At 61.5% G+C, this 24945-nt stretch carries 21 protein-coding genes; 9 read left to right on the top strand and 12 right to left on the bottom strand.

Features of this window, described 5'->3' with window-relative positions; genetic code table 11:
* Positions 1-49 precede the first annotated feature (49 nt).
* Genes QRN46_RS24710 through QRN46_RS24690 form a run of 5 tightly spaced genes read left to right on the top strand, consistent with a single transcriptional unit; the run spans position 50 to position 9396 of the window.
* Entirely contained in the window at positions 50-1762 is a 1713-nt protein-coding gene (locus QRN46_RS24710) for a DUF2138 domain-containing protein (protein WP_201818771.1), read from the top strand.
* Positions 1732-2397, top strand: a complete 666-nt coding sequence (locus QRN46_RS24705) for a DUF1175 domain-containing protein (RefSeq protein ID WP_285357871.1) — start codon at positions 1732-1734, stop codon at positions 2395-2397. The genes QRN46_RS24710 and QRN46_RS24705 overlap by 31 nt, the downstream gene beginning before the upstream one ends.
* A complete protein-coding gene (locus QRN46_RS24700; protein ID WP_285357869.1) occupies positions 2394-6959 on the top strand; it encodes an alpha-2-macroglobulin family protein in 4566 nt (1521 codons plus the stop codon). Before QRN46_RS24705 ends, QRN46_RS24700 begins: the two co-directional genes overlap by 4 nt.
* Position 6960: 1 nt before the next feature.
* On the top strand, positions 6961-8580 hold the full coding sequence (locus tag QRN46_RS24695) for a DUF2300 domain-containing protein (protein ID WP_201818767.1): 1620 nt from the start codon (positions 6961-6963) through the stop codon (positions 8578-8580).
* A 3-nt stretch (positions 8581-8583) separates the two neighbouring features.
* A complete protein-coding gene (locus QRN46_RS24690) occupies positions 8584-9396 on the top strand; it encodes a YfaP family protein (RefSeq protein WP_201818764.1) in 813 nt (270 codons plus the stop codon).
* Positions 9397-9455: 59 nt separating this feature from the next.
* Here the strand turns inward: QRN46_RS24690 and QRN46_RS24685 are convergent, their stop codons facing one another.
* The 11 genes from QRN46_RS24685 to exaC all read right to left on the bottom strand — a co-directional run bounded on the left by QRN46_RS24685 (position 9456) and on the right by exaC (position 19697).
* The gene (locus tag QRN46_RS24685; RefSeq protein WP_169432089.1) at positions 9456-9752 is read right to left on the bottom strand and encodes a type II toxin-antitoxin system RelE family toxin; all 297 of its coding nucleotides are present in this window, start codon (positions 9750-9752) and stop codon (positions 9456-9458) included.
* Positions 9742-9981 carry a type II toxin-antitoxin system RelB/DinJ family antitoxin gene (locus QRN46_RS24680; protein WP_285357863.1) on the bottom strand — a complete coding sequence of 80 codons (240 nt, stop codon included), beginning with the start codon at positions 9979-9981 and terminating at the stop codon, positions 9742-9744. The genes QRN46_RS24685 and QRN46_RS24680 overlap by 11 nt, the downstream gene beginning before the upstream one ends.
* 442 nt (positions 9982-10423) lie before the next feature.
* The gene (locus QRN46_RS24675) at positions 10424-11164 is read right to left on the bottom strand and encodes a S24 family peptidase (RefSeq protein ID WP_011336120.1); all 741 of its coding nucleotides are present in this window, start codon (positions 11162-11164) and stop codon (positions 10424-10426) included.
* Positions 11165-11385: 221 nt separating this feature from the next.
* Positions 11386-11913, bottom strand: coding sequence for an inorganic diphosphatase (gene ppa / locus QRN46_RS24670; RefSeq protein WP_007933577.1), 528 nt, complete (start codon positions 11911-11913; stop codon positions 11386-11388).
* 114 nt (positions 11914-12027) lie between these two features.
* Entirely contained in the window at positions 12028-12840 is an 813-nt protein-coding gene (locus QRN46_RS24665; RefSeq protein ID WP_285357853.1) for a M90 family metallopeptidase, read from the bottom strand.
* Between the two features lie 4 nt (positions 12841-12844).
* Positions 12845-13495: a DedA family protein gene (locus QRN46_RS24660; protein WP_011336118.1), complete on the bottom strand. Its 651-nt coding sequence runs from the start codon at positions 13493-13495 to the stop codon at positions 12845-12847.
* 227 nt (positions 13496-13722) lie between these two features.
* Positions 13723-14184, bottom strand: coding sequence for a GNAT family N-acetyltransferase (locus tag QRN46_RS24655; protein WP_042610602.1), 462 nt, complete (start codon positions 14182-14184; stop codon positions 13723-13725).
* A gap of 116 nt (positions 14185-14300) precedes the next feature.
* Positions 14301-15134, bottom strand: a complete 834-nt coding sequence (eutC, locus tag QRN46_RS24650) for an ethanolamine ammonia-lyase subunit EutC (RefSeq protein WP_373423147.1) — start codon at positions 15132-15134, stop codon at positions 14301-14303.
* A complete protein-coding gene (locus QRN46_RS24645) occupies positions 15131-16525 on the bottom strand; it encodes an ethanolamine ammonia-lyase subunit EutB (RefSeq protein WP_285357845.1) in 1395 nt (464 codons plus the stop codon). The genes eutC and QRN46_RS24645 overlap by 4 nt, the downstream gene beginning before the upstream one ends.
* 79 nt (positions 16526-16604) lie before the next feature.
* Positions 16605-17975, bottom strand: a complete 1371-nt coding sequence (eat, locus tag QRN46_RS24640) for an ethanolamine permease (RefSeq protein WP_085608773.1) — start codon at positions 17973-17975, stop codon at positions 16605-16607.
* A 201-nt stretch (positions 17976-18176) separates the two neighbouring features.
* Positions 18177-19697, bottom strand: coding sequence for an acetaldehyde dehydrogenase ExaC (gene exaC / locus QRN46_RS24635; RefSeq protein ID WP_201818758.1), 1521 nt, complete (start codon positions 19695-19697; stop codon positions 18177-18179).
* Positions 19698-19996: 299 nt separating this feature from the next.
* On the opposite strand from exaC, the gene QRN46_RS24630 reads away from it, so the two are divergent.
* From QRN46_RS24630 to QRN46_RS24615, 4 genes are all read left to right on the top strand, one after another.
* The gene (locus QRN46_RS24630) at positions 19997-21913 is read left to right on the top strand and encodes a sigma-54-dependent Fis family transcriptional regulator (protein ID WP_011336113.1); all 1917 of its coding nucleotides are present in this window, start codon (positions 19997-19999) and stop codon (positions 21911-21913) included.
* A gap of 70 nt (positions 21914-21983) precedes the next feature.
* Positions 21984-23333, top strand: coding sequence for a UDP-N-acetylmuramate:L-alanyl-gamma-D-glutamyl-meso-diaminopimelate ligase (gene mpl, locus QRN46_RS24625; protein WP_285357839.1), 1350 nt, complete (start codon positions 21984-21986; stop codon positions 23331-23333).
* Positions 23330-23965 carry a flavin prenyltransferase UbiX gene (ubiX, locus tag QRN46_RS24620; RefSeq protein WP_285357837.1) on the top strand — a complete coding sequence of 212 codons (636 nt, stop codon included), beginning with the start codon at positions 23330-23332 and terminating at the stop codon, positions 23963-23965. The genes mpl and ubiX overlap by 4 nt, the downstream gene beginning before the upstream one ends.
* Positions 23958-24254, top strand: a complete 297-nt coding sequence (locus QRN46_RS24615) for a YceK/YidQ family lipoprotein (protein ID WP_011336111.1) — start codon at positions 23958-23960, stop codon at positions 24252-24254. Before ubiX ends, QRN46_RS24615 begins: the two co-directional genes overlap by 8 nt.
* Before the next feature lie 34 nt (positions 24255-24288).
* Here the strand turns inward: QRN46_RS24615 and QRN46_RS24610 are convergent, their stop codons facing one another.
* Positions 24289-24930 (bottom strand): oxidoreductase, encoded by a 642-nt coding sequence (locus QRN46_RS24610; RefSeq protein WP_011336110.1) that lies wholly within the window; start codon positions 24928-24930, stop codon positions 24289-24291.
* Positions 24931-24945 lie beyond the last annotated feature (15 nt).

Raw genomic sequence — 24945 nt, 5'->3', positions numbered from 1 at the left:
ATCCCGCACCACGGATGAACTGCCGAGCTTTGGGAACATGAGCGAGAAGATGAGCGATAACACTGCGAACCCGGCTACCGACGCGCCCGTCGCCAAACCTTCCCGGCGCTGGCCGTTGCTGGCGGTCGGGCTGTGCCTGGTGGCCGGCGTGGCGGGCGGGCTCGGCTGGCTGATGCACAAACCCAAGGCACCACCAGCGGAGTTGGCCAGTGACAAGCTCGGCCTGAGCCGCCCGGACGCGCTGCTGGAAACCCGCTCCCTGAGCCAGTTGCCCAAGGACCTGCTGACGGTGCCGTTCCTCAAGGCCACGCTGACCGAGGATTTCGTCTTCTATTACGAAACCCACGCCGACCGCCTCGGGCTGATCGGCAGTCTGCGGCGGATCATCTACGAGCATGACCTGAAGCTGCAGGACAGCCTGATCGAGCAGCTCTTCGATCAACCGGCAGACGTAGCGTTGTGGCGCGGTGCCGATGGTCGGCTGAAAGATTTCCTGCTGGTGATGGATCGCGGCGGTCTGGCCAAGGTGCTGGAGCCGCTGGCGAAAGTCGCCCTGGATGATTCGCAACTGAGCGTGCTCAGCACCCTGAAAGTCGGCGGCGACGAAGTGCCGCTGTATCAACTGACCTACAACGCCGGCAAATCCCTGCTGTTCGCCTCCCGTGGCGACAAACTGGTGGTGCTGTCCAATCCGGCCAAATTCTACGACCCGGAAAGTGGTGCTTCCGAGGAGTCCGGCCATGTTTCGCCGCAGGCGCTGGCGGCGTTGCTCAATGGCGAAAAACTGTTCCCCGAAGCGTTCGGGTTGCCGGCCAAGACGCCGGAAACCAAGCAGCGCCTGTCGGTCAATTCCAGCGTCCTGGCCATGGGTTATCAACGCTTCATCCCGAATTTCGCCGGCCTGCGTTTCGACATGGACGACAAGGGCTGGCACAGCTATCTCGCCATGGATGAGCTGGAGAACCAGCCGGACTTCGATTTCAAACCGGTCTGGCAAGCCATGCCGCTGGGCGCCAGTGCCTGCGTGACGCTGCCGGTCGCAGCCGAGCCGCAAAAACCGTTGCTGGTGAAACTCGGCGCCGAAGAAGCGGTAGCGCAGAAACTCACCGAGCACGTGGCCGGCGCGGCGGGCCTGTGCTGGTACGCCGATTCGCGGCTGTACACGCCCTTGCTGGTGGCCAGTCTGAACGACGAAGACAACGGCAAGCTCGACGCTGATATCGGCACTCTGTTCGATTCGATGGTCGGCGCTTACGAAGGCAAGGTCGACGAGCACGCGTTCCCCGTGGTGGAAAAACAGGAAGGCCAGAGCCACCTCTGGCAACGTCAGGTCAGCTCCAACTTCGGCCCGTACGCGGCCAAGGATGCCGAGAACCCGGACGCGATCACCGGCCGTGCGTTCATGAAAGTCAGCCTGGCGCGCCACGGTTCGACGCTGCTGTTTTCCCTCGACGACAAACTGGTCGACAAGGCCCTCGGCACCCTCGACAAACGCTTCCCGCCGATGGCCGACGTGCTGCCCAAAGACGTGCTGATGCCGATCTACTTCGGCCCGGACTCAATGGCGCAACTGATCCAGCAGGAAACCCTCGACAGCCTGCCGCAGGACATGGAGCCGGTGTTCTACAACGCCGCACAAACCTACCTGATCCCGAAACTGCGCACCCTCGGCGGCATGGGCAAATACGCCCTGACCTTGCCGGAAGGCAGCGAGCCTGACGGTCACTGGCAATGGCTGCCGCTGGAGTGGAAAGCGCTGTGACTGGTTTGATTCGCAGCCTTGGCCTTCTGGTGCTGTTGCTCAGCGCCGGTGCCCGAGCCGCTGAGGCGCCGGCCCTCGATCCTGCGCAATCCCAGGTCTTTCGCGCCTGGTTCGTGCGCATCGCTCAGGAACAGTTGAGCAAAGGCCCGAGCCCGCGCTGGTATCAGCAGGATTGCGCGGGGCTGGTGCGTTTCGCCGCCAACGAAGCGCTGAAAGTCCACGACGACAAATGGCTGCGCAGCAATGGCGTGTCCAACCGCTACCTGCCGCCGGAGCTGGACCTGAGCGCCGATCAGCGCAAGCTCGCCCAGCAATGGCAGCAGGGTGGCGGCAAGGTCGGGCCCTACGTCAACGCGATCAAACTGATTCAGTTCAACAGCCATCTGATCGGCCGCGACGTGTCCCAGGCACGCCCCGGCGATCTGATGTTTTTCGATCAGGGCGACGACCAGCACCTGATGATCTGGATGGGCCGCTACATCGCCTATCACACCGGCACGACCACCCCAACCGACAACGGCATGCGTTCGGCAAGCCTGCAGCAACTCATGACATGGAAGGACACCCGATGGATACCCGACGCAGCCAACCCCAACTTCATCGGCGTCTATCGACTGAACTTTCTCTCCCAATGACCGGTGCCCGCATGCTGCGTTTACTGCCTTTTCTGTTGCTGTCAGTCCTGCCGTTTTCGGCTGTGAATGCTGAAGATACCGTGGAGCCGAGCGGCTATACGCCGGTCTCCGGTGAGAGCTTTTTCCTGCTGGCCGACAGCAGTTTCGCCGCCGACGAACAGGCAGTGGTGCGCCTCGAAGCGCCGGGTCGCGACTACCGTCGATTCCGCATGGAACCCTACGGCGGCGCCGACATCCGCGTGTACAAGATCGACAAGCCGCTGGACTTCCTCAAGCGCCAGAAAAACCTGCACCGTGTGGTCAGTGACGGCCAGTTCAAGGGCGAAGGCCTGTCTAACACTCTCGCGTACCTGTGGGACAACTGGTACCGCAAGTCCCGTCGGGTGATGCAGCGTGCGTTCTCCTACGAGTCGCGTCAGCAAGTCACCGAGGAAGTGCCGGAGCTGAAGATGGGCAATGCCATCGCCGCGCCTACGCCTTATGACGCGCAACCGCAATTCGCCCTGATTCCGGGCCTGCCGGTGGTCAGCCAGTTCCGCTATCCGCTGTGGCAGGCCAAACCGATCCAGCCGCCGACCGGCGTCAATCTGGCCGGGTCTTCCAGCGAGTTCGTCAGCGTCGCGCCGGGCAACGTCTACATCCCGTTGGGCAATCTGAAACCGGGCCTGTATCTGGTCGAAGCGCTGATCGGCAAGTACCGCGCGACCACCATGGTTTTCGTTTCCAACACCGTGGCGGTGAGCAAGATTGCCGGTGATGAATTGCTGGTGTGGGCCGCGCGCAAATACGAAGGCAGCTCGGTGCCGAAGGTCAATGTGCTGTGGACCGACGGCCTCGGCGTGATGAGCAGCGGCGCCACCGACACCGATGGTCTGCTGCGCCTGAAACACGTCAGTCCCGAGCGTTCGTTCGTGATCGGCGAGGACGAAGAGGGCGGCGTATTCGTCTCGGAAAACTTCTATTACGACAGCGAAATCTACGACACCAAACTTTACGCGTTCACCGACCGGCCGTTGTATCGCCCGGGCGATTGGGTGTCGCTGAAAATCGTCGGCCGCGAATTCAAGAATGCGCGGGACTCGGTATTGCCGGGGGCGGCGGACGTCAATGTCAGCGTGCTCGATGCCACTGGCACCGAATTGCAGCGGCTCGATCTGAAACTCGACTCCAAGGCCGGTACCCAGGGCCGTTTCCAGTTGCCGGACAACGCCGTGGCCGGTGGTTACGAGCTGCGTTTCAACTACAAGGATCAGGTCTACAGCAGCGCGTTCCGTGTAGCCGAGTACATCAAGCCGCATTTCGAAATCTCGCTGAACCTGGCCAAGCAGGATTACCGCACCGGCGAACCGGTGAAAGGCAGCCTGGTGCTGCTCTATCCGGACGGCAAACCGGTGGCCAACGCCAAACTGACCCTGAGCCTGCGCGCTCAGCAACTGTCGATGGTCGACAACGAGCTGCAATACCTCGGTCAATTCCCGGTGGAGCTGACCAGCACCGAACTGACCACCGACAGCAAGGGCAATGCAACCCTTGACCTGCCGGCCGCCGACAAACCGAGCCGCTACATGCTCACCGTGTTCGCCAGCGATGGCGCGGCGTACCGGGTCAAGACCACCAAAGAAATCCTCATCGACCGCGGTGCTGCCAGCTTCCGTCTGACTGCGCCGCAGCGCTTCAGCGCGGTGGGTGACAAGGTCGCGTTCAGCTACGCCAACGAGGGCGGCAGCCAACAGGCGCAGGCCGTGGTGCCGAGCAGCTACAGCTGGGTGCGTCTGGAAGACCAGACCACCGGCGAAGGCAAACTGGCAGCGAAAGCCAAAGGCTTCAGCGTGGCCTTCGAGCGTCCGGGCACCTACAACCTGTCGCTGAAAGATCAGCACGGCCGAGTGCTGGGTGCGACCGGTCATTCGGTCACCGGCGATGGCGTCAAGGCTGTGCCGGGCACTGTGGAAATCGTCCTCGACAAACCCGAATACAAGGCCGGCGACGAAGCGCTGGCGCTGATCACATTCCCGGAGCCAGTCAGCGATGCACTGCTGTCGCTGGAGCGCGACAAGGTCGAAGCCACCGCGCTGCTGGCCAAGGGCGGCGACTGGCTGAAACTGGAAAAACTCAGCGACACCCAATACCGCGCACGCATCCCGGTGAAGGAAAACTTCGCGCCGAACCTGACGTTCTCGGTGCTCTACACCAAGGGCGGTCAGTACAGCTTCCAGAATGCCGGGATCAAGGTTGTTGCGCCGCAGATCGACGTGGCGATCAAGACCGACAAAGACACCTATCAGCCGGGCGATACCGTGACGGTCGATCTGAACACGCAATTCGCTGGCAAGGCAGTGCCGGCGCACCTGACGGTCAGCGTGGTTGATGAAATGGTCTATGCGTTGCAACCGGAAGTCGCGCCGACCATCGACCAGTTCTTCTACCACCCGCGCCGCAACAACGTGCGCACCAGTGCGAGCCTGTCGTTCATCAGCTACGACGTGGCGTTGCCGGGCAGCCCTGGCGCACCGGGCAAAGCCAACCGCAGCGAGCGTGGGGTGAAAGTGCTGGAGCGGCCGCGTCGCGAAGATATCGACACCGCTGCATGGCAACCGGAATTGCTGACCGATGCCGACGGCAAGACTCGCTTCACCTTCAAGATGCCGGACTCGCTGACCCGCTGGCGCATCACTGCGCGGGCGATTGCCGATGACGGTCAGGTCGGGCAAAAGAAGCAGTTCGTCCGTTCGGAAAAACCGCTGTACCTGAAGTGGAGCGGGCCGAGCAAATTCCGCAAGGGCGATCAGCCGCAACTCGGTGTGTTCGCCTTTAGCCAGGCCGAGAAACCGGTCAAGGCTGAATTGGTGACGCACTACGCCGGCGCCGAACAGCGTCTGCCGGTGACCCTCAATAACGGCATCAACTACTTGCCGCTACCGGCCTTCGCATTGGTCTCCGGCGAATGGACCGCCGAACTGGTGCAGGACGGCAAGACCGCCGACGCCCTCGCGGTACGCCTGACCGCCACCGGCGAAGGCTGGCAAGTGACGCAGACCCAGAGTCTCGACGTGGCCAGCGGCGATACGCCGTTGAGCCTGCCGGCGGACGCCACCGACATTCGCCTGCGTCTGGATGACAGCCCGCAAGCGCTGTTCCGTTCGGCCCTCGATGATCTGCTCAGCTATCCGTACGGCGGCGTAGAACAGACCGCCAGCCGCTTGCTGCCGCTGAGCATCGCTTATCCGTCGCTGGCGTCGAGCCCGCAGATCCGCGAACGCTTGCGCCTGATCATGCAGAACAGCCGTCTGCGCCTGGTGCAAATGGCCGGCCCGTCGGCGAGCTTCACCTGGTGGGGCTTCGATGGCGAGCCGGATGCGTTCCTCACCGCTTACGCCTATTACGCCGACTGGAACGCCAGCCAGGTGCTGGAGCTGACCCTGCCGCCGGAGCACTGGCAGCGGGTGCTGGAGGTTTATGCCAAGAAGGCGCCGAACACGCCGTTGCTGCAACGGGCGCTGATTCTGTCGTTCGCCAAGCAGATGCATCTGCCGGTCAACACGCTGCTCAGCGGTTTGCTGGAGGATCTGGCCAAGGCCGGGGAAGGCAATGCCGAAACCCTGATGGACGACGGCGAAGACAGTCTGGTGATGGGCGATCCGGATTCGACGCTCGGTCTGGCGGCGGCGCGGGTCTTGGCCGCATCGTTGGCGACCCAGTCGAAAGTTGCTTTGCCGGATGCATTCAATCGTCAGCTGGGCGCTGCGCAACAGCGCTTGTCCGTCAGCTCGCAGCCGTTTGCCGAGGCGCTGAACCTTTCGCTGCAACCGTTCGATCAGGCTCGTGCGAACGCGCTGCTGCAACGCCTGTTGCCGCAGCAATCGACCCTCGAACGTGCGCTGGCGCTGACCTGGCTGCAACGCAGCATCGCCCAGGCATCGCCGACCATCGCGCTGGCACCGGGCGAAGGCTGGAAGAAAAACTATGGCGCGACCGGCGAGATGTTCTGGACGTGGCAGGGTGCTGCGCCGGTGCCGAGCGTGTTGTCGGTATCGGGCACTCAGGAGCGTCCATTGCGTGCCGCGCTGAGCTTCCAGACTCAACAACCGGCGGTCGATCCGATGGCGGTGACCATCACTCGTCGCCTGTCGCGTCTGGTACCGGGTGACGAAGCCTTCACTTTCAAACTGGAGCCGGTCGGCAGCAAGCCGTTGTCGAGCGACAGTCTGTATCTGGACGAGGTGATCCTCACCAGCAAGGCACCAAAACCGTTGCGCTACGGCATGCTCGAAGTGCCGTTGCCGCCGGGCGCCGATGTCGAGCGCACCACGTGGGGCATCAAGTTGCAGGGCAAGGACGGCACCGAGCCGACCGCGCTGGAGAAGGCGCGGTTCGAACCGGGCCAACTGGCCTACGCGGTTCCGGTGGATGCACTGAGCGGTGAATTGCGTCTGCGCCATCTGGTTCGGTTCTCGCAGAAGGGCCAGTTCAACCTGCCGCCGGTGCGTTTCACTCAGGTTTACGCGCCGCAGCATCAGGCCCGCGAAGCGAAAGCGGCCCTTGGTCAGGTCACGGTCAACTGACATGATCCGGCCGCTGGTCTGGCTGCTGATGTGTGTGATTCCTGCGCTGGCGATGGCGCAGGATGAGCCGTTGCGCGTGGCTTACAAGGGCGAACTGCTGTCGCTGAATACCTCGCAATTGACGGCGCGCGAGCCAATGTCTTCGTCGCTGGATACGCCGCTGGGCAGTCTGTGGAAGCTGTTCGTTTATGCGTGGTTGGTGGATACCGGTGCGCGGGAGCCTGCTTATGAATGTCGCGGGCAGTCGAAGGAAGAAGTCTATTGCTGCACCGCTGGCGGCAAGATCGAGCGTGATCAGGCGCTGGTGAAATCCTGCGGGCTGTATTTCGAGCCGGCGCGGTTGGGCATCACCGCTGGCGATTGGAGAACCTATTGGCAGGCGCGACAGGCGCCGTCGTGGTTGCTGGACCTGCCATCGGTGCAGCCGGCTACTCGGGTGTCCGTGGCTGACTTGCTGAAGGTTCTGTCTTGGCTGCCGGCTCAGGATCAGATGCGTCGTGTGCTGCTCGACGTGGTGCTGAACGCGGCGGACGGCAATGTCGTCGGTGAGCTCGGCGGACGCTTGCGGGTGAAGACCTGGAGCTGGCTCGGCGATCAGGACCCTCAATCACGCCAGGGTGGATTCGCTGGATGGACGGCGGACGGCTCGCCGATCTGGGCCGGTGGCCGGGGCACCAGTCAGATGGTTTTGCGGCGTTACGGTTCGGCGTTGGCGACGGTGTTGCCCACATCGTGGCCGGCGGAAGCAGGGCGTTGTGTCGAAGTCGGACTGTTCTCGCGATATCCGGTTTCGCGGGTTCTGGCCGGTAATCGAGCGGTGACCTCCGGCCCGTTGCAGGGTGATTACCGCGTCGAATTCGCCAACGGCAATGCGCTGGATATCCACAGCGACGGCGAGCTGTTTCTGCTCAACGACATGCTTGTGGCGCGGCTGGATCGTGAAGAGTACGTCGCCCGGGTGCTGGAGCGTGAAGCCAAACCAGAACCGCACGAAGCGGCCAAAGCATTGGCCGTGGCAATCCGCACGTATCTGCTGCAGAACGCCACGCGTAACGGCGAATGTTTGAGCATCGACGACAGCAGTACACGCCAACGCGTCGCCCCGCGTCCTGCTTCCGCCGAATCCCGCAACATCGCCGCATGGACGGCGGATCTGGTGTTGGCCGGCAGCACCGTCACCTATCACTCCGATCAGCCCGGCCCGGACAAACTGGCCTGGCAACAAGCGGTCGAACAAGCCAATGCCGGCCAGCGTTACGACGCGATTCTGCTGCACGCCTACCCGCGCGCCAGCCTGAGCCGTTGGGACAACCCGGTGGCGTCCTGCGAAGCGCTACCTGCTGCCCAAGACTGGCTGCAAAAACAGCGGCGCGGCTGGCGTCCCAGGCTGGAAAGCGAAACCGGCTACAACGAAGTCAGCACCTTCGCCGTCTGCAAACTCGCCTTCGGCCGCCCCTTCGTCGACCGCGAACGCCAGCGCATCTATGTGCGCGGCGTGGTGTCCTTGCAGGACCGCCTCGACCTGACTCACGAATACCTGCACCTGGCCTTTGAAGCACACCCCAACGGCCAGGATGAAACCTATATCGAAGGGCTCGCCCGTCACCTTTTGCTGGAATAGACCATGACACTCCGTTATCCACAGGTCTTGCTGTTGCTCTGCGTATTTACCGCGGTTTCGCCGGTGATCGCCGCTGACGGCGTCAAACTCGACACCCCGGTCGGCGGCTGGCGCAGCGGCGCGCCTGAAGGCGAGGGCGAGAGCTTTCGCCAGACCGTCAACTACCCGGCCTCCTCGGTGAACACCCCGCTCAGCCAGGCCAACACCGCCCGCATCAGCGGGGAAATCAAAGCCACACCGAAAAACAGAGAGCCCGGCCGCCTGATCGTCAACGGCGTCAGCATGCCGCTGAAAATCGACGACAGCGGCCGCTTCGACCGCCCGTTCTCCTTTCCCAACGGCAGCAACAGCGTCGAAGTCCGCAGCCCGGACGGCCAGCAACGGCACCGCACGCAGTTCCTCAACACCAGTGGCGGCGCTACTCCGGCAAAACTGCGGGTGTTGCTGGCGTGGGACAGCGATGGCACTGACCTCGACCTGCACTTGGTCACGCCTGATGGCGCGCACATCTGGTATGGCGATCGCGTTGCCCCCAATGGCGCTGCTCTGGATGTCGACGTGACCACCGGATACGGCCCGGAAATCTTCGCCATGCCGGCGCCGATCAAGGGGCAGTATCTGGTGTATGTGAATTATTTTGGCGGTGGGTATCGCGGTGATGATGAGGGTGGGGAAGAGGCGGTGCAGCCGTTGACCACCGCGCAGGTGACGGTGATTACGGAGGAGGGGACGCCTAGCGAGAAAATGGAGACTTTCATCGTGCCGATGCGGGCGGTGGGGGAATTGACGTTGGTGAAGTCGTTCAGTTATCCGTGAGGGTAATTGGGCAGCAGGTTGCTGCCCAATTTCAGAATTGATCCTGATGATTAACTGGCTCAGGGTTGGGACGACAGTCGATCCTGTGCAGTGTCATAAGCCGCCTCTCGCTCCCTCTTTCCGATAGCGACTACGAACACCACAATTTCGTGATCAATCACCTGATAAATCAGGCGATATCCAGCACTTTTCAGCTTCACCTTGTAGCAATCTGGCAGCTCGCGAAGCCTGTTGGCTTCTATGCGAGGATTCTTGAGAACCTCGGCGAGTTTCTTTTTGAACTGCTCGCGAATCGTATCGCCCAGCTTGTTCCATTCCTTCAATGCACGACGATCAAACTCGAGGTCATAGGTCATCCAGACTTACCTTGACTCGCTGAGGAGCGGCAAGACGTTCAGTGACCACGGCGATAAGCGCTTCATCTTCTTCGCTAATCAATGCCGCTTTGAATGGTAGTTTGCCCCGGTCCGCGACGTATTGAAGCGTTTGGCGCAGAAGCTCTGAGGGCGTCAGCCCGAGCTTTTCCAGCTCTGCGAAGGCGCGCTGTTTCAGTTCGTTGTCGATACGAATGTTGATGGATGCCATGATGAGTTACCTGTAATGACGTTTGTCTTTACGGTACTAGCGCGTTTGGTATCCGGCAAGCGGCGATTCAGATTTCGGACGGTAGGTTTGGCTTTTCAGCAGGCATTAAAAAGCCGGCTTGTGGCCGGCTTCTCGGGGACTGGCTTGGTTTATTTTTGGTAAACCGCGCCAGCCTTCAAAACGTACATCCGGATCTTGCGTCCGGCTGTGGGACTTGGTCAGACAGTGGTCTGCCGCGTCAGGCGTCATCTGGGCCGCTTGGCGGGTCGATGCGCGAATGTGGGGCGCAGGATACTGAGTTTTGTTGGGGATTCCCAGTCTCAAGTGCGGAATAGAGCGATTTCTGCGGCAGAAAACAGAGGTTTGTACCGGGTATCCGGTCCTCTTCTCGGGCAAGCCCGCTCCTACAACGTTCTGTGCTGGGGCCGGGAGTGATGGAGGATCAGAGAAACGGCACCACCGGCCGCCGCTTGCCCAGCGTCGACCACCAGAACACCCACCCCAACACATGAATCCTCTGCTCTTCGATCTGTGAGGCCCGGAAGATCTCGTCCGGGTATTCGGCGCTGTTGTGGCTGCGCAGGCGCAGGGCGTTGCCGGGCATGCGGTGCAGGTATTTGATACGCAACATGCCGTCGTGCTCAATGGCGTAGATTTCGCCGTCAACCACCTGGGTGAGGCCGCGGTCGATGGCGAGGGTGGAGCCGTCTTCGATTTTCTCGGCCATGCTGTTGCCGATCATGTGGGTGCAAATGGCGTCGGTGTAGCGGATTTCCAGTGTTTCGAGGTGACTGCGGGGCAGGCGGATGGTTTGCTCCGGGTCTTTTATGACATGGGTTTTGTCGGAGCCGGGGGCGACCGGGGTTTCTTTGTAGAGCGGCAATTCGATGTCGTTGGTTTCTAGCACCGTGTAGACGCCGCGAATGGCATGGGCATCGAGGATGTCGCCCGACTCCGTATGCAGGTGCGGGGCGTCTTTCGGGCCTTCGCCGGTCTTCAGCCATTGGCTGTTGACGGACAGCAGGCGCGCGACTTCTTCCATGCGGTACGCGGGTACGCCCCGGGTGTACCAGTTATGAACGTTTTGGGCTTCCGTGCCCCAGAACTTTGCGAATCCCGTGGTGGTGATGTTCGCAGCTTCCAGGAGTGCCTTGAATCTTGGACCGCTAGTGTTCTTTCTCATAAACACGAGTCTACGACCGGCCTAGAGCGGTTTGAATAAACCTTGCGTTCAAAATAAGGGCAAATTTTGCGACGGGATGTAAGGCGTGCTTGTGGGAAATTACACAGACTAAAACCTTTCTGTAGGCCGCCATAAACAGGCTGTTTAAGCCTCTGCCGGGCAGGCACAAAAAACCCCGGATCAACCGGGGTTTTCTTCAAGCGTGTCGCAGGTCGCGAGGCTTAGCCTTTGTAGGCAGCAACCGACTTGGTGATCGCGGCGCGGGCGGCGTCTGCACCGTCCCAGCCTTCGATTTTCACCCATTTGCCTTTTTCGAGATCTTTGTAGTTCGCGAAGAAGTGCTCGATCTGCTGGATCAGCAGGGCTGGCAGGTCGGTGTATTCCTTCACGTCCACGTACAGCTGGGACAGCTTGTCGTGTGGAACTGCGATGACTTTGGCATCGCCGCCGCCGTCGTCGGTCATGTTCAGGATGCCGACTGGACGCGCGCGGATCACCGAACCTGGAGCAACCGGGTAAGGGGTTACGACCAGCACGTCCAGCGGATCACCGTCGTCAGCCAGGGTGTTCGGGATGTAACCGTAGTTGGCCGGGTAGAACATCGGGGTGGCCATGAAACGGTCAACGAACAGGCAATCGCTGTCTTTGTCGATTTCGTATTTGATCGGCGCGTGGTTGGCCGGGATCTCGATCGCGACGTAGATGTCGTTCGGCAGGTCTTTGCCAGCCGGAATCTTGCTGTAGCTCATTGGGCGTTGCCCCCGTTAGTTGACCAAAAACACTTGGCCGGATTGACCAAAAAGTGGCGGCGATTATAGGCATATTCTGCCGTGGACGCCACGTAGCGGAAGTCGTGCAGACCTTTACTCGTGAGCCTGATAGACCGGGTCGGTGGCCTGAAGTTGCTTCAGGCGGGCCAACGGATCCTGGCGATAGAAAAGCTGCAGCTGCGCATACACCTGTGGATAAGCCTCGTGCAGCAGATCCGGAGCGCTGAAGAAGTACTCGCTGGTAACGGCGAAGAATTCGGCCGGGTTCTCGGCGGCATACGGGTCGATGGCAGTTTCGGCGTCGGGATGGCGGTCGAGCTGGCGGTTGAGGTCGTCGTAGGCCGCCTGCATCACCTCCGCCCAGTCGCTGACCCGCATGCCGGCGTGCAGCGGTGGCAGGCCGTTGGCGTCGCCGTTGAGCATGTCGAGTTTGTGCGCCAGTTCGTGGATCACCAGGTTGTAGCCTCCCCAGCCACCACTGGCCATCACGCCCGGCCAGGCGAGAATGATCGGCCCTTGCTGCCAGGCTTCGCCGCTGTGTTCGCCGTCCCACTCATGTTCGACACCACTGGCATCGCGATGGCGCTGGGGGCTGAGGAAATCGTCGGGGTAGAGGACGATTTCGTGGAAACCCTGATACCAGTTCAGATCGCCGAGATGCAAAAGCGGCAATTGGGCTTGGGCGGCGAGCAGCAGGCGTTGTTCCTGGTGCAGTTCGACGCCGGGCAGTGCGGTCAGGTGTTTGTCTTCGAGGAACAGCACGCTGGCTTCGCGCAGCCACTGGTCTTCTGCGGCAGTGATGCCATCGAGAAAACTCAGGTGATGGCGCACCCGCTGCCACAGTTCGTCGGCAATCGGGTGTCTGGCCAGAATGCGCCGGCGGCGCCAGGCGCTCAGCGACCACATCGGCTTAGTGCGATTGGGCTTTGGTGCCGCCGAAACGGCTGCGAACCACGCCGATGATCATCGGAATCAGCGACAGCAGAATGATGCCGACCACCAGCAGCGACAGGTTCTTCTTGATGAACGGCACGTTGCCGAAGAAGTAGCCCAGCGTCACCAGACCGCCGACCCACAGAACCGTACCGAACACGCTGAACCCGAAGAAGCGCGGGTAAGGCATCTTCGCGACACCGGCGACGAACGGGGCAAAGGTGCGGATGATCGGCAGGAAGCGCGCCAGGGTTACAGTCTTGCCACCGTGTTTGTCGTAAAAGTCGTGGGTCTGTTGCAGGTAGTCGCGGCGGAAGATCTTCGAATTCGGATTGCTGAACAGTTTTTCACCGGCCGTTCGCCCGATCACGTAGTTGGTGCTGTCGCCCAGGATTGCCGCGAGCATCAGCAGGCCCGCCAGCAATACCGGGTCCATGCCACCGCCTGCAGCCACTGCACCGGCAATGAACAGCAGGGAATCACCCGGCAGGAATGGCATTACCACCAGACCGGTCTCGCAGAAGATCACCAGAAACAGGATGGCGTAGATCCATGGCCCGTAATTGTTCACCAGCAGGTCGAGATAAACGTCGAGATGCAGGATAAGGTCGAGCGGGTTGAAATCCATGGAGGCACCTGTGGTGACGGCCTGACTCGGCAGACCTGTGCGGATGACTTCGTGTAAGCCTACAAGCGGGTGTAGTTTTTCTTACAAGCCGGAAAGCTCGGGATTATACGGTTTGAGAGGTGAAAAGCGCGTTGGTTTTGTAGCGGGGGATGTCGGTGTGAATAAATGTCGGGTTGGGATTCATTTTGGGGAGGGCGTCTGCTCCCTCCCCGCAGGACAGCCCGGGATCAGAGCTCGTCGCTGATCGGCAGCACGTAGTTCTTGAACTCGGTGTCTTCCTTGAATCCGATGGATTCGTAGGTTTTCTGCGCCACTTCGTTGTCGGCACTGGTGGAGACGCGCATGCGCACGGCCTGGGTTTCCTTGGCCATTTTCTTGGCGGTGCGGATCAGGTTGTCGGCTACCAGCTGGCGGCGGGCGTCTTCGGCGACGTAGATGTCGTTGAGGATCCACACGCGCTTGAGCGACAGGGAGGAAAAGCTCGGGTAGAGCTGGCAGAAGCCCATGAGTTTCCTGTCGTCGTCATCGGCCAGGGCCAGGTAGATCACCGATTCCTTGCGTCGCAGGCGCTTTTCGAGAAAGGCCCGGGACGAGTCCGGATAGGGCAGGGAGCCATAAAACTCGCGGTACTTAACGAACAACGGGGTCAGCAAATCCAGGTGTTCGAGGGTCGCTTGGATAATCCGCATGGTAGGTCTCGTCCTTCAAGTGGCTGTCTTCACGTGCTCTGACGGCGATGGGAAACCCGGGCGGCCGTGCATCGATCCTGCCTGAAACCGGCGCAGAAAGGCAATGCGGAAACGGTTCAGGCTGGGGGCGGATCGAGTAGGAAATTACTCTTCATGTCTGTACCGGCTTCCGATTCCAGCGTCTGAACCTGCGCTTCGTCCTTCAGATTGACGCCCGACAGCTGGCGCCGACAGGCTTCGCGCATCAGATACAGCAAGCGATGCGCCGCCATGCCATAGCTGAGCCCTTCCAGCCGCACATTGGAGATGCAGTTGCGGTAAGCATCCGTGAGGCCGACCTTTGGATTGTAGGTGAAATATAAACCCAGGCTGTCCGGTGAACTGAGGCCCGGACGCTCTCCAATCAGCATCACGACCATTTTCGCGCCCAGCAACTGGCCGATTTCATCGCCAATCGCCACTCGACCCTGTTCCACCAGCACTACCGGTGCAGTCGACCATTCATCGGCGCTCATCTGTTCCTCCAGACGGGTGAGAAACGGCAGGGTGTGCCGATGCACCGCCAGCGCCGAGAGACCGTCCGCCACCACAATTACCAGATCCACACCGCCCGGATGCGCCTGGGCGTATTCGCGCAGAGTTTGCGCCGATTGATCGCTCAACTTGCGCCCCAGATCCGGGCGTTGCAGGTAGCTGTTGCGATCCACCGCCGCGCTGTGCAGCAGCAGACTTTCACGCTGGCGTTCATTCAGTTGAGCACTCAGCGCGGCGTGATCGAACGGCAAATGCACGGCGTCCCGCGCCTGGGCGTGGGCGTACTGGAAATCCAGCTGTGCACGGGTCGGCAGACTGGTGCCGGTACGACCGAGGGCAATGCGCGCCGGGGTCAGACGACGCAGCTCCAGCCATGGGTTTTGCGGATCGACGGGCGGTTTTTCCATCTGACTCATCCCAGTTGCGCCAAGGCCTGGCGGAAGGCCGGCGGCAGGTTGTTGCCAAAGCGGACCTTGCCGTCCGCCTGGGTGAAGATGCCCATCTTCGCCAGCCACTGTTCGAATTCCGGCGCCGGTTTCAGGCCCAGGGTCTGGCGCGCGTAGAGCGCGTCGTGGAACGAGGTGGTCTGGTAGTTGAGCATGATGTCGTCGGATCCGGGGATGCCCATGATGAAGTTGATCCCGGCCACGCCCAGCAAGGTGAGCAGGGTGTCCATGTCATCCTGGTCGGCTTCGGCGTGGTTGGTGTAGCAGATGTCGCAGCCCATCGGCACGCCGAGCAGCTTGCCGCAGAAGTGGTCTTCGAGGCCCGCGCGGATGATCTGTTTGCCGTTGTACAGGTATTCCGGGCCGATGAATCCTACGACGGTGTTCACCAGAAATGGCTTGAAATGGCGCGCCACGGCGTAGGCCCGGGTCTCGCAGGTCTGTTGATCGACGCCGTGGTGAGCGTTGGCTGACAGCGCACTGCCCTGACCGGTTTCGAAATACATCAGGTTCTGCCCGAGCGTACCGCGATTGAGGCTCAGGCCCGCTTCATAACCTTCCTGCAAAATGTTCAGGTTGATGCCGAAACTGGCGTTGGCCGCTTCGGTGCCGGCAATCGACTGGAACACCAGATCCAGCGGCACGCCACGGTTGATCGCTTCTATGGACGTGGTGACGTGGGTCAGCACGCAGGCCTGGGTCGGAATGTCGTAGCGCTGGATAATCGCGTCGAGCATTTCCAGCATCGCGCAGATCGAGGCGATGCTGTCGGTGGCCGGGTTAATGCCGATCATCGCGTCGCCGTTGCCGTACAGCAGGCCGTCGAGAATGCTTGCGGCGATGCCGGACGGCTCGTCGGTCGGGTGATTGGGTTGCAGCCTTGTGGATAAGCGCCCGCGCAGACCGAGGGTGCCGCGAAACTTCGTGACGACGCGGATCTTCTGCGCCACCAGCACCAGATCCTGCACGCGCATGATCTTCGACACGGCAGCGACCATTTCCGGCGTCAGGCCGGGGGCAAGGGCACGCAGGCTGGATTCATCGGCCGCTTCGCTCAACAACCAGTCGCGAAAGCCGCCAACCGTGAGATGGCTGACGACCGCAAAGGCCTGCTGGTCATGGCTGTCGATGATCAGGCGCGTGACCTCATCGGATTCGTAGGGAATCAGCGCTTCCTGCAAGAAATGCGTAAGCGGGATGTCGGCCAGCGCCATTTGCGCAGCCACCCGCTCGCCATCGTTAAGTGCAGCGACGCCGGCCAGGAAATCTCCGGAGCGCGCCGGGCTGGCCTTGGCCATCACGTCCTTGAGGCTGTCGAAACGGTAGGTCTGGGCGCCGACGGTATGGGCAAATGCAGCCATTGGGCGGTGTCCTCCTGAATGAATGCTTTTAGTGCAGGCACCGAGCCAGAGGCCCGGTGCCGGTGCAACCGGATAACTTTTAGATACCTTCGAGCATAGCGTCTGCCGGTGCTTCGGAGCGTTGCTTGGCGGTCAACTGGAAGTACAGGTAGCCGGCGGCCATGAAACCCAGGAACACACAGCCGATCAGCGTGTTGAACCAGGCCATCGCCACCAGGCACACCACCGCCAGGAACAGCGCGATGGCCGGCACCACCGGATAGCCCGGTGCGCGGAAGGTGCGCTCCAGATTCGGCTCGGTTTTGCGCAGTTTGAACAGGCTGAGCATGCTGATGATGTACATCACGATGGCGCCGAACACCGACATGGTGATCATCGCCGCTGTCAGGGTCATGCCTTGCAGGTTGACCAGACCGTCGCTGTAGATCGCCGCGATGCCGATCACGCCGCCGGCCAGAATCGCCCGGTGCGGGGTCTGGAAGCGCGAGAGCTTGGCCAGGCCTTTGGGCAGATAACCGGCCCGGGCCAGGGCGAAGAACTGTCGCGAGTAGCCGAGGATGATCCCGTGGAAACTCGCCACCAGCCCGAACAGGCCGATCCACACCAGCATGTGCATCCAGGTCGAATTGTTGCCGACCACCGCTTTCATCGCCTGCGGCAGCGGGTCGTTGATGTTCGACAGTTGGCGCCAGTCGCCGACGCCGCCGGCCATCACCATCACGCCGATGGCCAGGAACACCAGGGTCAGGATGCCGCTGACGTAGGCCCGTGGAATCGTGCGTTTCGGGTCCTTGGCTTCCTCGGCCGCCATGGCTGCGCCTTCGATGGCGAGGAAGAACCAGATCGCGAAGGGAATCGCCGCGAAAATGCCCGGAATCGAACCCATCGTGAATTCATTGGCGCCTGACCAGCCGTTCAAAACGAAGTTGCTGAAGCTGAAGCCCGGCGCGACCACGCCCATGAACACCAGCAGTTCGGCGACGGCGAGCACGGTCACCACCAGCTCAAAGGTCGCGGCGATGCTGACGCCAAGAATGTTCAGTGTCATGAACACGAAATACGCGCCGACTGCCGCGAGTTTCGGATCGAGCCCCGGATATTGCACATTCAGATAGGCGCCGATGGCCATAGCGATGGCCGGCGGGGCGAACACGAATTCGATCAGGGTGGCGATGCCGGCGATCAATCCGCCTTTCTCGCCGAACGCCCGACGGCTGTAGGCAAACGGCCCGCCCGCGTGGGGGATCGCGGTGGTCAGTTCGGTGAAACTGAAGATGAAGCAGGTGTACATGGTCGCGACCATCAGGGCCGTGACCAGGAAACCCAAGGTTCCTGCGGTGCCCCAGCCATAACTCCAGCCGAAGTATTCGCCGGAAATCACCAGGCCGACGGCAATGCCCCAAAGGTGCAGGGTGCCGAGTGTGGGTTTGAGCTGTGTGGTGGAAGTCATAAGTCCTCTCTGTCTTTTTTATTGTTCGATCTGTTGGACTTTCGGGTGCAGCGGTTGAGTGAGTGGATGCTGTTCACGCAGCGGCAGTGTTCACGCAAATCCTGAATGACGGGTACGCAAGGCCCGTGCCAGAGCGGCCAGGCCAAGGATTGTCATCGGGATTAAAAGGGCGACATCGATAGTTCGGTGTCGCCCGGTTTTTTAGAAGAAGCCCAGCGGGTTGATGTCGTAGCTCACCAGCAGGTTTTTGGTCTGCTGGTAGTGGTCGAGCATCATCTTGTGGGTTTCACGGCCGACGCCGGACTTCTTGTAACCGCCGAACGCGGCGTGCGCCGGGTACAGGTGGTAGCAGTTGGTCCATACACGGCCGGCCTTGATGGCCCGGCCCATGCGATAGGCGCGGTTGATGTCGCGGGTCCAGAGGCCGGCGCCCAGGCCGAACTCGGTATCGTTGGCGATCGCCAGGGCTTCGGCTTCGTCCTTGAACGTGGTGATGCTCACCACCGGGCCGAAGATTTCTTCCTGGAACACACGCATTTTGTTGGTGCCCTTGAGCAGGGTCGGCTGGATGTAGTAACCGGAAGCCAGGTTGCCTTCGAGTTTTTCCACCTTGCCGCCGGTCAGCAGCTCGGCACCTTCGCCCTTGGCGATTTCCAGGTACGAAAGGATCTTGTCGAATTGCTGCTCGGACGCCTGGGCGCCGACCATGGTGTCGGTGTCGAGCGGGTCGCCACGTTTGATCTGGCTGACCTTCATCATCACCGCTTCCATGAACTGCGGATAGATCGACTCCTGAACCAGTGCGCGGGAAGGGCAGGTGCAGACTTCGCCCTGGTTGAAGAACGCCAGCACGAGGCCTTCGGCGGCTTTTTCAATGAAGCTTGGCTCGGCCTGCATGATGTCTTCGAAGAAGATGTTCGGCGACTTGCCGCCCAGCTCAACGGTGGACGGAATGATGTTTTCGGCGGCGCACTTCATGATGTGCGAGCCGACCGGAGTCGAGCCGGTGAAGGCGATCTTGGCGATGCGTTTGCTGGTGGCCAGGGCTTCGCCGGCTTCTTTGCCGAACCCTTGCACCACGTTGAGCACGCCCGGCGGCAGCAGGTCGCCGATCAGTTCCAGCAGCACGCTGATGCCCAGCGGGGTTTGCTCGGCAGGTTTGAGCACCACGCAGTTGCCGGCGGCCAGGGCCGGGGCGAGTTTCCACGCGGCCATCAGGATCGGGAAGTTCCACGGGATGATCTGGCCGACCACACCTAGCGGTTCATGAATGTGATAGGCGACGGTATTGCCGTCGATCTCGGCAGCACTGCCTTCCTGGGCGCGCAGACACCCGGCGAAGTAACGGAAGTGGTCGGCGGCCAGCGGGATGTCGGCGTTGAGGGTTTCGCGGATGGCTTTGCCGTTGTCCCAGGTTTCGGTGATCGCCAGGGTTTCGAGGTTCTGTTCGATGCGGTCGGCGATTTTCAGCAGGATCAGCGAACGGGCCTGGGCGGAAGTCGAGCCCCAGGCATCGGCAGCGGCATGGGCGGCGTCCAGAGCTTTTTCGATGTCTTCGGCCGTGGAACGCGGGAATTCGGCAATTGGCTGGCCATTTACTGGCGAGGTGTTGGTGAAGTACTGACCTTTGACAGGCGCGACGAACTCGCCGCCGATGTAGTTACCGTACTTGCTCTTGAACGAGACTTTGGCGCCTTCAGTACCGGGGTGAGCGTAACGCATGATGTTCTCCTTGGCTGTTGTACTTATCAGAGAGACGCGCATGAGCGCTTGCTATAAGCGTAGAGCAAAGGTCGGGCCACTGCCGTGCAGGTCAGGCAAATCAAGGCTTTGCGAGATTTGTGTCGGACAAGTGGCAAGCGTCTGTGGCGGTATTGGTACAGCCTGGGTGACAGTTTGTACCGCTTCTGGCACAACCCGTGACCGGGCGGTCTTGCCAGCATTGCAAAGACCGGTTGGCTGGAGGATGCTGGGCACCACTTCACGCATGGGCCGATGAGCCTCGGGGAGAATAATAAGAAATGCACGACAACCATTTGAGTCGCCATGCCCAACAGGTTCTCACCGTCACCCAGGGCAAGCCGCACCTGCATGGCCCCGGTGCCGACCCGTCGATTGCCCGCTCGTGGCTGCGTTGTCTTGAGGACTATCACCTCGACCCGGCCCTGACCATGGCGCCGACCGTGCTAGAACACGGTCGTGTCCTCGAAAGCCGCGAACGGCTGCAACAGGTGTTGCAGATCGCCGGCAATGAAATGAGCAGCCTGCATCAACAACTCTCCGGCGCCGGCCATGCGGTACTGCTGACCGACGCACGCGGGGTGATCCTCAACTGCGTCACCGCCCCCGCCGAACGCAAGATTTTCGAACGCGCCGGCCTGTGGCTGGGCTCCGACTGGAGCGAGGCCTGCGAGGGCACCAACGGGATCGGCACTTGCCTCGTTGAACGTCAGGCCCTGACGATTCATCAGGATGAACACTTTCGCGGCCGCCATACCGGCCTGACCTGCTCGGCGAGCCCGGTGTTCGACCCGCACGGCGAACTGCTGGCGGTGCTTGATGTTTCCTCGGCCCGGCCTGACGTCTCGCGGCAGAGCCAGTTCCACACCATGGCGCTGGTCAATTTGTCGGCGAAGATGATCGAGAGCTGCTATTTCCTGCGCTGTTTCGATAACCAATGGTTGCTGCGTTTCCATCTCCAGGCCGAGTCCGTCGGGCTGTTCAGCGAAGGGTTGCTGGCGTTTGACGGGGAAGGGCGGATCAGTGCGGTCAATCAGAGTGCCTTGAACCTGCTCGGCCATATTCGCGGTGGTTTGCTGGGCAAACCGGTGGAGGCGTTTTTCGATTGTTCGCTGGATGAGTTGCTCGGGCGCGCCAGTGCCAATGCCAGTGCCAGTTGGCCGTTGCGTACTCGTGACGGACGGCATCTGTTTGCGGTGCTGCGTGGCGAAACTCGCCGGCCGCTGCCGGTCGCGCCGGCTCACGCGCCTGTGGAAGCGCCGCGTCTTGCAGGCATTTGCCTCGGTGATGCGACGTTGCAGGCGGATTTCCGCAAGTCGCTGCGGGTATTCGAGCGCGACGTGCCGCTGCTGATCAACGGTGAAACAGGCTCCGGCAAAGAAGCATTCGCCAAGGCTGTGCACAACGCCAGTCAGCGCGCCGGCAAAGCCTTCGTTGCCCTCAACTGCGCGGCGATTCCCGAAAGCCTGATCGAGAGCGAACTGTTCGGCTATCGCGGCGGCAGCTTCACCGGCGCGCGCAAGGACGGTATGCGCGGCAAGTTGCAGCAGGCCGATGGCGGCACGCTGTTCCTCGATGAAATCGGCGACATGCCGCTGGCTCTGCAAACCCGTCTGCTGCGGGTGCTGGAAGACCGGCAAGTGGTGCCGATTGGCGGCGAGCCGGAAGCGGTCAACGTGCGGATCATCAGCGCCACCCACCGCAATCTGCTGGAACGGGTCGGCGATGGCAGTTTCCGTGAAGACCTTTACTACCGGCTCAACGGGCTGGAAGTGGCGCTGCCACCATTGCGCGAGCGCAGTGACAAATCGCAGCTGCTCGATTTTCTGCTGGCCGAAGAGGCGGGCGGGGAAACGATTCTGATCGAAGAACCGGCGCGCCAGGCGTTGCTGCGGTTCAACTGGCCGGGCAATGTGCGGCAGTTGCGCAATGTGCTGCGCACGCTGGCGGCGTTGTGCGATGAAGGGCGGATCGGGCTGGATGATCTGCCCGCGATGTTTCGGCAGGTTCAGCCACTGTTGGTAAAAGCCGATGAAGCGTCATCCGCACAACCGCTGGAAGATGCCGAGCGACTGGCGTTGCTCAATGCGCTGGAACACTCGCGCTGGCACATGACCCTCACGGCGCAGCAACTGGGCGTCAGCCGCAATACGCTATATAGAAAGCTGCGCAAGCACGGGATTGCCCGAACCGCTTGAGCCACCGAAAACGAGGATGCGGTTTTCCCCTGCCTGGGCTACCCTGCGGCCATGTTTTACGAGGTCGACTATGCACATTCATATTCTGGGTATCTGCGGGACTTTCATGGGCTCGATGGCGGTTCTGGCCAAAGAGCTGGGCCATCACGTGACGGGCTCCGATGCCAACGTCTATCCGCCGATGAGCACCCAGCTCGAAGCTCAGGGCATTCAGTTGACCCAGGGCTACGACCCGGCGCAGCTTGATCCGGCACCGGATCTGGTGGTGATCGGCAACGCCATGTCCCGCGGCAATCCGGCAGTGGAATATGTGCTGAACAAAGGCCTGCCGTACGTTTCCGGCCCGCAATGGCTGGCCGACCATGTGCTGCAAGGTCGCTGGGTGCTGGCGGTTGCCGGTACGCACGGCAAGACCACCACCAGCAGCATGCTCGCCTGGGTACTGGAACACGCCGGCATGAGCCCGGGCTTCCTGATCGGCGGCGTGCCGCAGAACTTCTCGGTGTCGGCACGTCTGGGTAGTACGCCGTTCTTCGTGATCGAGGCTGACGAATACGACAGCGCGTTCTTCGACAAGCGATCGAAGTTTGTCCACTACCGTCCGCGCACGGCGATCCTCAACAACCTTGAGTTCGATCACGCTGACATCTTCCCCGATCTGCCAGCCATCGAGCGGCAGTTCCACCACTTGGTGCGCACCATCCCGAGCGAAGGCCTGGTGATTCACCCGACCACCGAACCGGCCTTGCAGCGTGTGATCGAGATGGGCTGCTGGACCCCGGTGCAAACCACCGGTGCCGGCGGTCAGTGGCAGGTCAAGTTGCTGAAGGACGACGGCTCGGCGTTTGAAGTGATGTTCGAAGGCGTGTCCCAAGGCGTGGTCGAGTGGGAGTTGACCGGTCAGCACAACGTTGCCAACGCCTTGGCCACTCTGGCCGCGGCGCGTCATGTCGGCGTTGTACCGTCGATGGGCATCGCCGGGTTGAGCGCGTTCAAGAGCGTGAAACGCCGGATGGAGAAAGTCGCGGAAGTTCGGGGAATCACCATCTACGATGACTTCGCCCACCACCCGACCGCGATTGCCACCACTCTTGATGGCCTGCGCAAACGTATCGGCGATGCGCCGCTGATCGCGATCATCGAGCCGCGCTCCAACTCGATGAAGCTCGGCGCCCACCGTGACGGTCTGCCGGACAGCGTGGTCGATGCCGATCAAGTGATCTGGTACGCCCCGGCCAACCTCGGTTGGGATCTGGCAGGCACCGCCGCGTTGTGCACCGTGCCGTCGATCGTCAGTGATTCGCTGGAAGGCATCATTGAGCGCGTGAAGAGCCAGGCTCAGCCCGGCACTCACGTGGTGATCATGAGCAACGGCGGCTTCGGCGGCCTGCACGGCAAACTCGCCGAGGCGTTGAAATGAACAACAACGGCCCAGAACGCATCACACTGGCGATGACCGGCGCGTCCGGCGCCCAGTACGGCTTGCGCCTGCTGGATTGCCTGGTGCGCGAGGATCGCGAGGTGCACTTCCTGATCTCCAAGGCTGCGCAATTGGTGATGGCCACCGAGACCGACGTGGCGTTGCCGGCCAAGCCGCAAATGATGCAGGCGTTCCTCACCGAATACACCGGCGCGGCTGCCGGGCAGATCCGCGTGTACGGCAAGGAAGACTGGATGTCACCGGTGGCCTCGGGTTCCGGCGCCCCGGCCGCCATGGTGGTGGTGCCATGCTCGACCGGCACCTTGTCGGCCATTGCCACCGGCGCCTGCAACAACCTGATCGAACGGGCGGCGGACGTGACGTTGAAGGAACGTCGCCAGTTGATTCTGGTGCCGCGCGAAGCGCCGTATTCGAGCATTCATCTGGAACACATGCTCAAGTTGTCGAACATGGGCGTGACCATCCTGCCGGCCTCACCGGGTTTCTATCACCAACCACAGACGATTGATGACCTGATCGATTTCGTGGTGGCGCGGATTCTCAATCTGCTGGGCATTCCCCAGGACATGCTGCCGCGCTGGGGCGAACACCATCTGAGCAGCGATGAATAAGCTGCTGGCTGCTGTGTTGCTGATGGCGCTGGCCCTGCAACTGACCGGCTGCGCCACCGCGCGCACGCTGGATGCCGCCAAGCCCGGCGCGCCGGTGGTGTATTCCGGCACACGGCTGGATCTGTATGCGATGAATGGCGGGTGTTGTGCGATGGACCGGTTTGGCGCCGAGGCACCGAGCTATCCCGGTGTGGATCTGCCGGCCAGCGCGTTGCTCGATACGCTGCTGTTGCCGTTGTCGTTGCTGACAGTGATCGGCGTAGGCTTTCAGGCGACAGGCGGGCTCTAAAAAGATCGCAGCCGATGGCTGCGATTTTTTGTTTTTACTTGCCGAGCTTTCTCAATTCATCTGACTCGACGATCCGCACTCCGTCCTGTTCCTCAAGCGCCAACCGCCACATGGCGCGGGCCAGTTGGCAGGCTTCGATACCGCGGTATTTGCCGGGAATCAATTTGGAGAATGGCGCGGCAAGCTGTTCGCCCAGACGGGGCTCGCTGCGTTCGCCAAGCAACAGCGATGGCCGGCAGATGGTCAGTTGCGGCCAGTCCTGCGCGCGCAACGCGTATTCCATCTCGCCTTTGACCCGGTTGTAGAAAATCGAGGACCGACGATCGGCCCCCAGGGCGCTGATCACGATCAGGTGCCTTGCGCCCATTTCCCGGGCGCGCTTGGCGAACGCCACCACCATGTCCAGATCCACGGCGCGAAACGCCTCTTCAGAGCCAGCCTGTTTGATGGTGGTGCCGAGGCAGCAATACGCGATGTCGACCCGGCCGGCCAGTTGTGGAAGGAACGTCTGTGGATCGCCGACCGGGTTTTCCAGATGCGGATGTTCGGCCAGCGGCCGGCGTGAGGGGGCAAGGACGCGGCTGATCGTCGGCTCGTTGAGCAGACGGTCGAGCAGATGTTCACCGGTCAATCCGGTGGCTCCGGCAAGCAAGACATGCTGAGGCGTCAAGTACATAGTGTCTCTCCCTTG

The organism is Pseudomonas sp. lyk4-R2A-10 (assembly GCF_030209075.1).
In the GTDB taxonomy this organism is placed as follows: domain Bacteria; phylum Pseudomonadota; class Gammaproteobacteria; order Pseudomonadales; family Pseudomonadaceae; genus Aquipseudomonas; species Aquipseudomonas glycinae.
The sequence above is the reverse complement of the archived record's forward strand: the minus strand, read 5'-3'. Positions and strand labels throughout refer to the sequence as shown.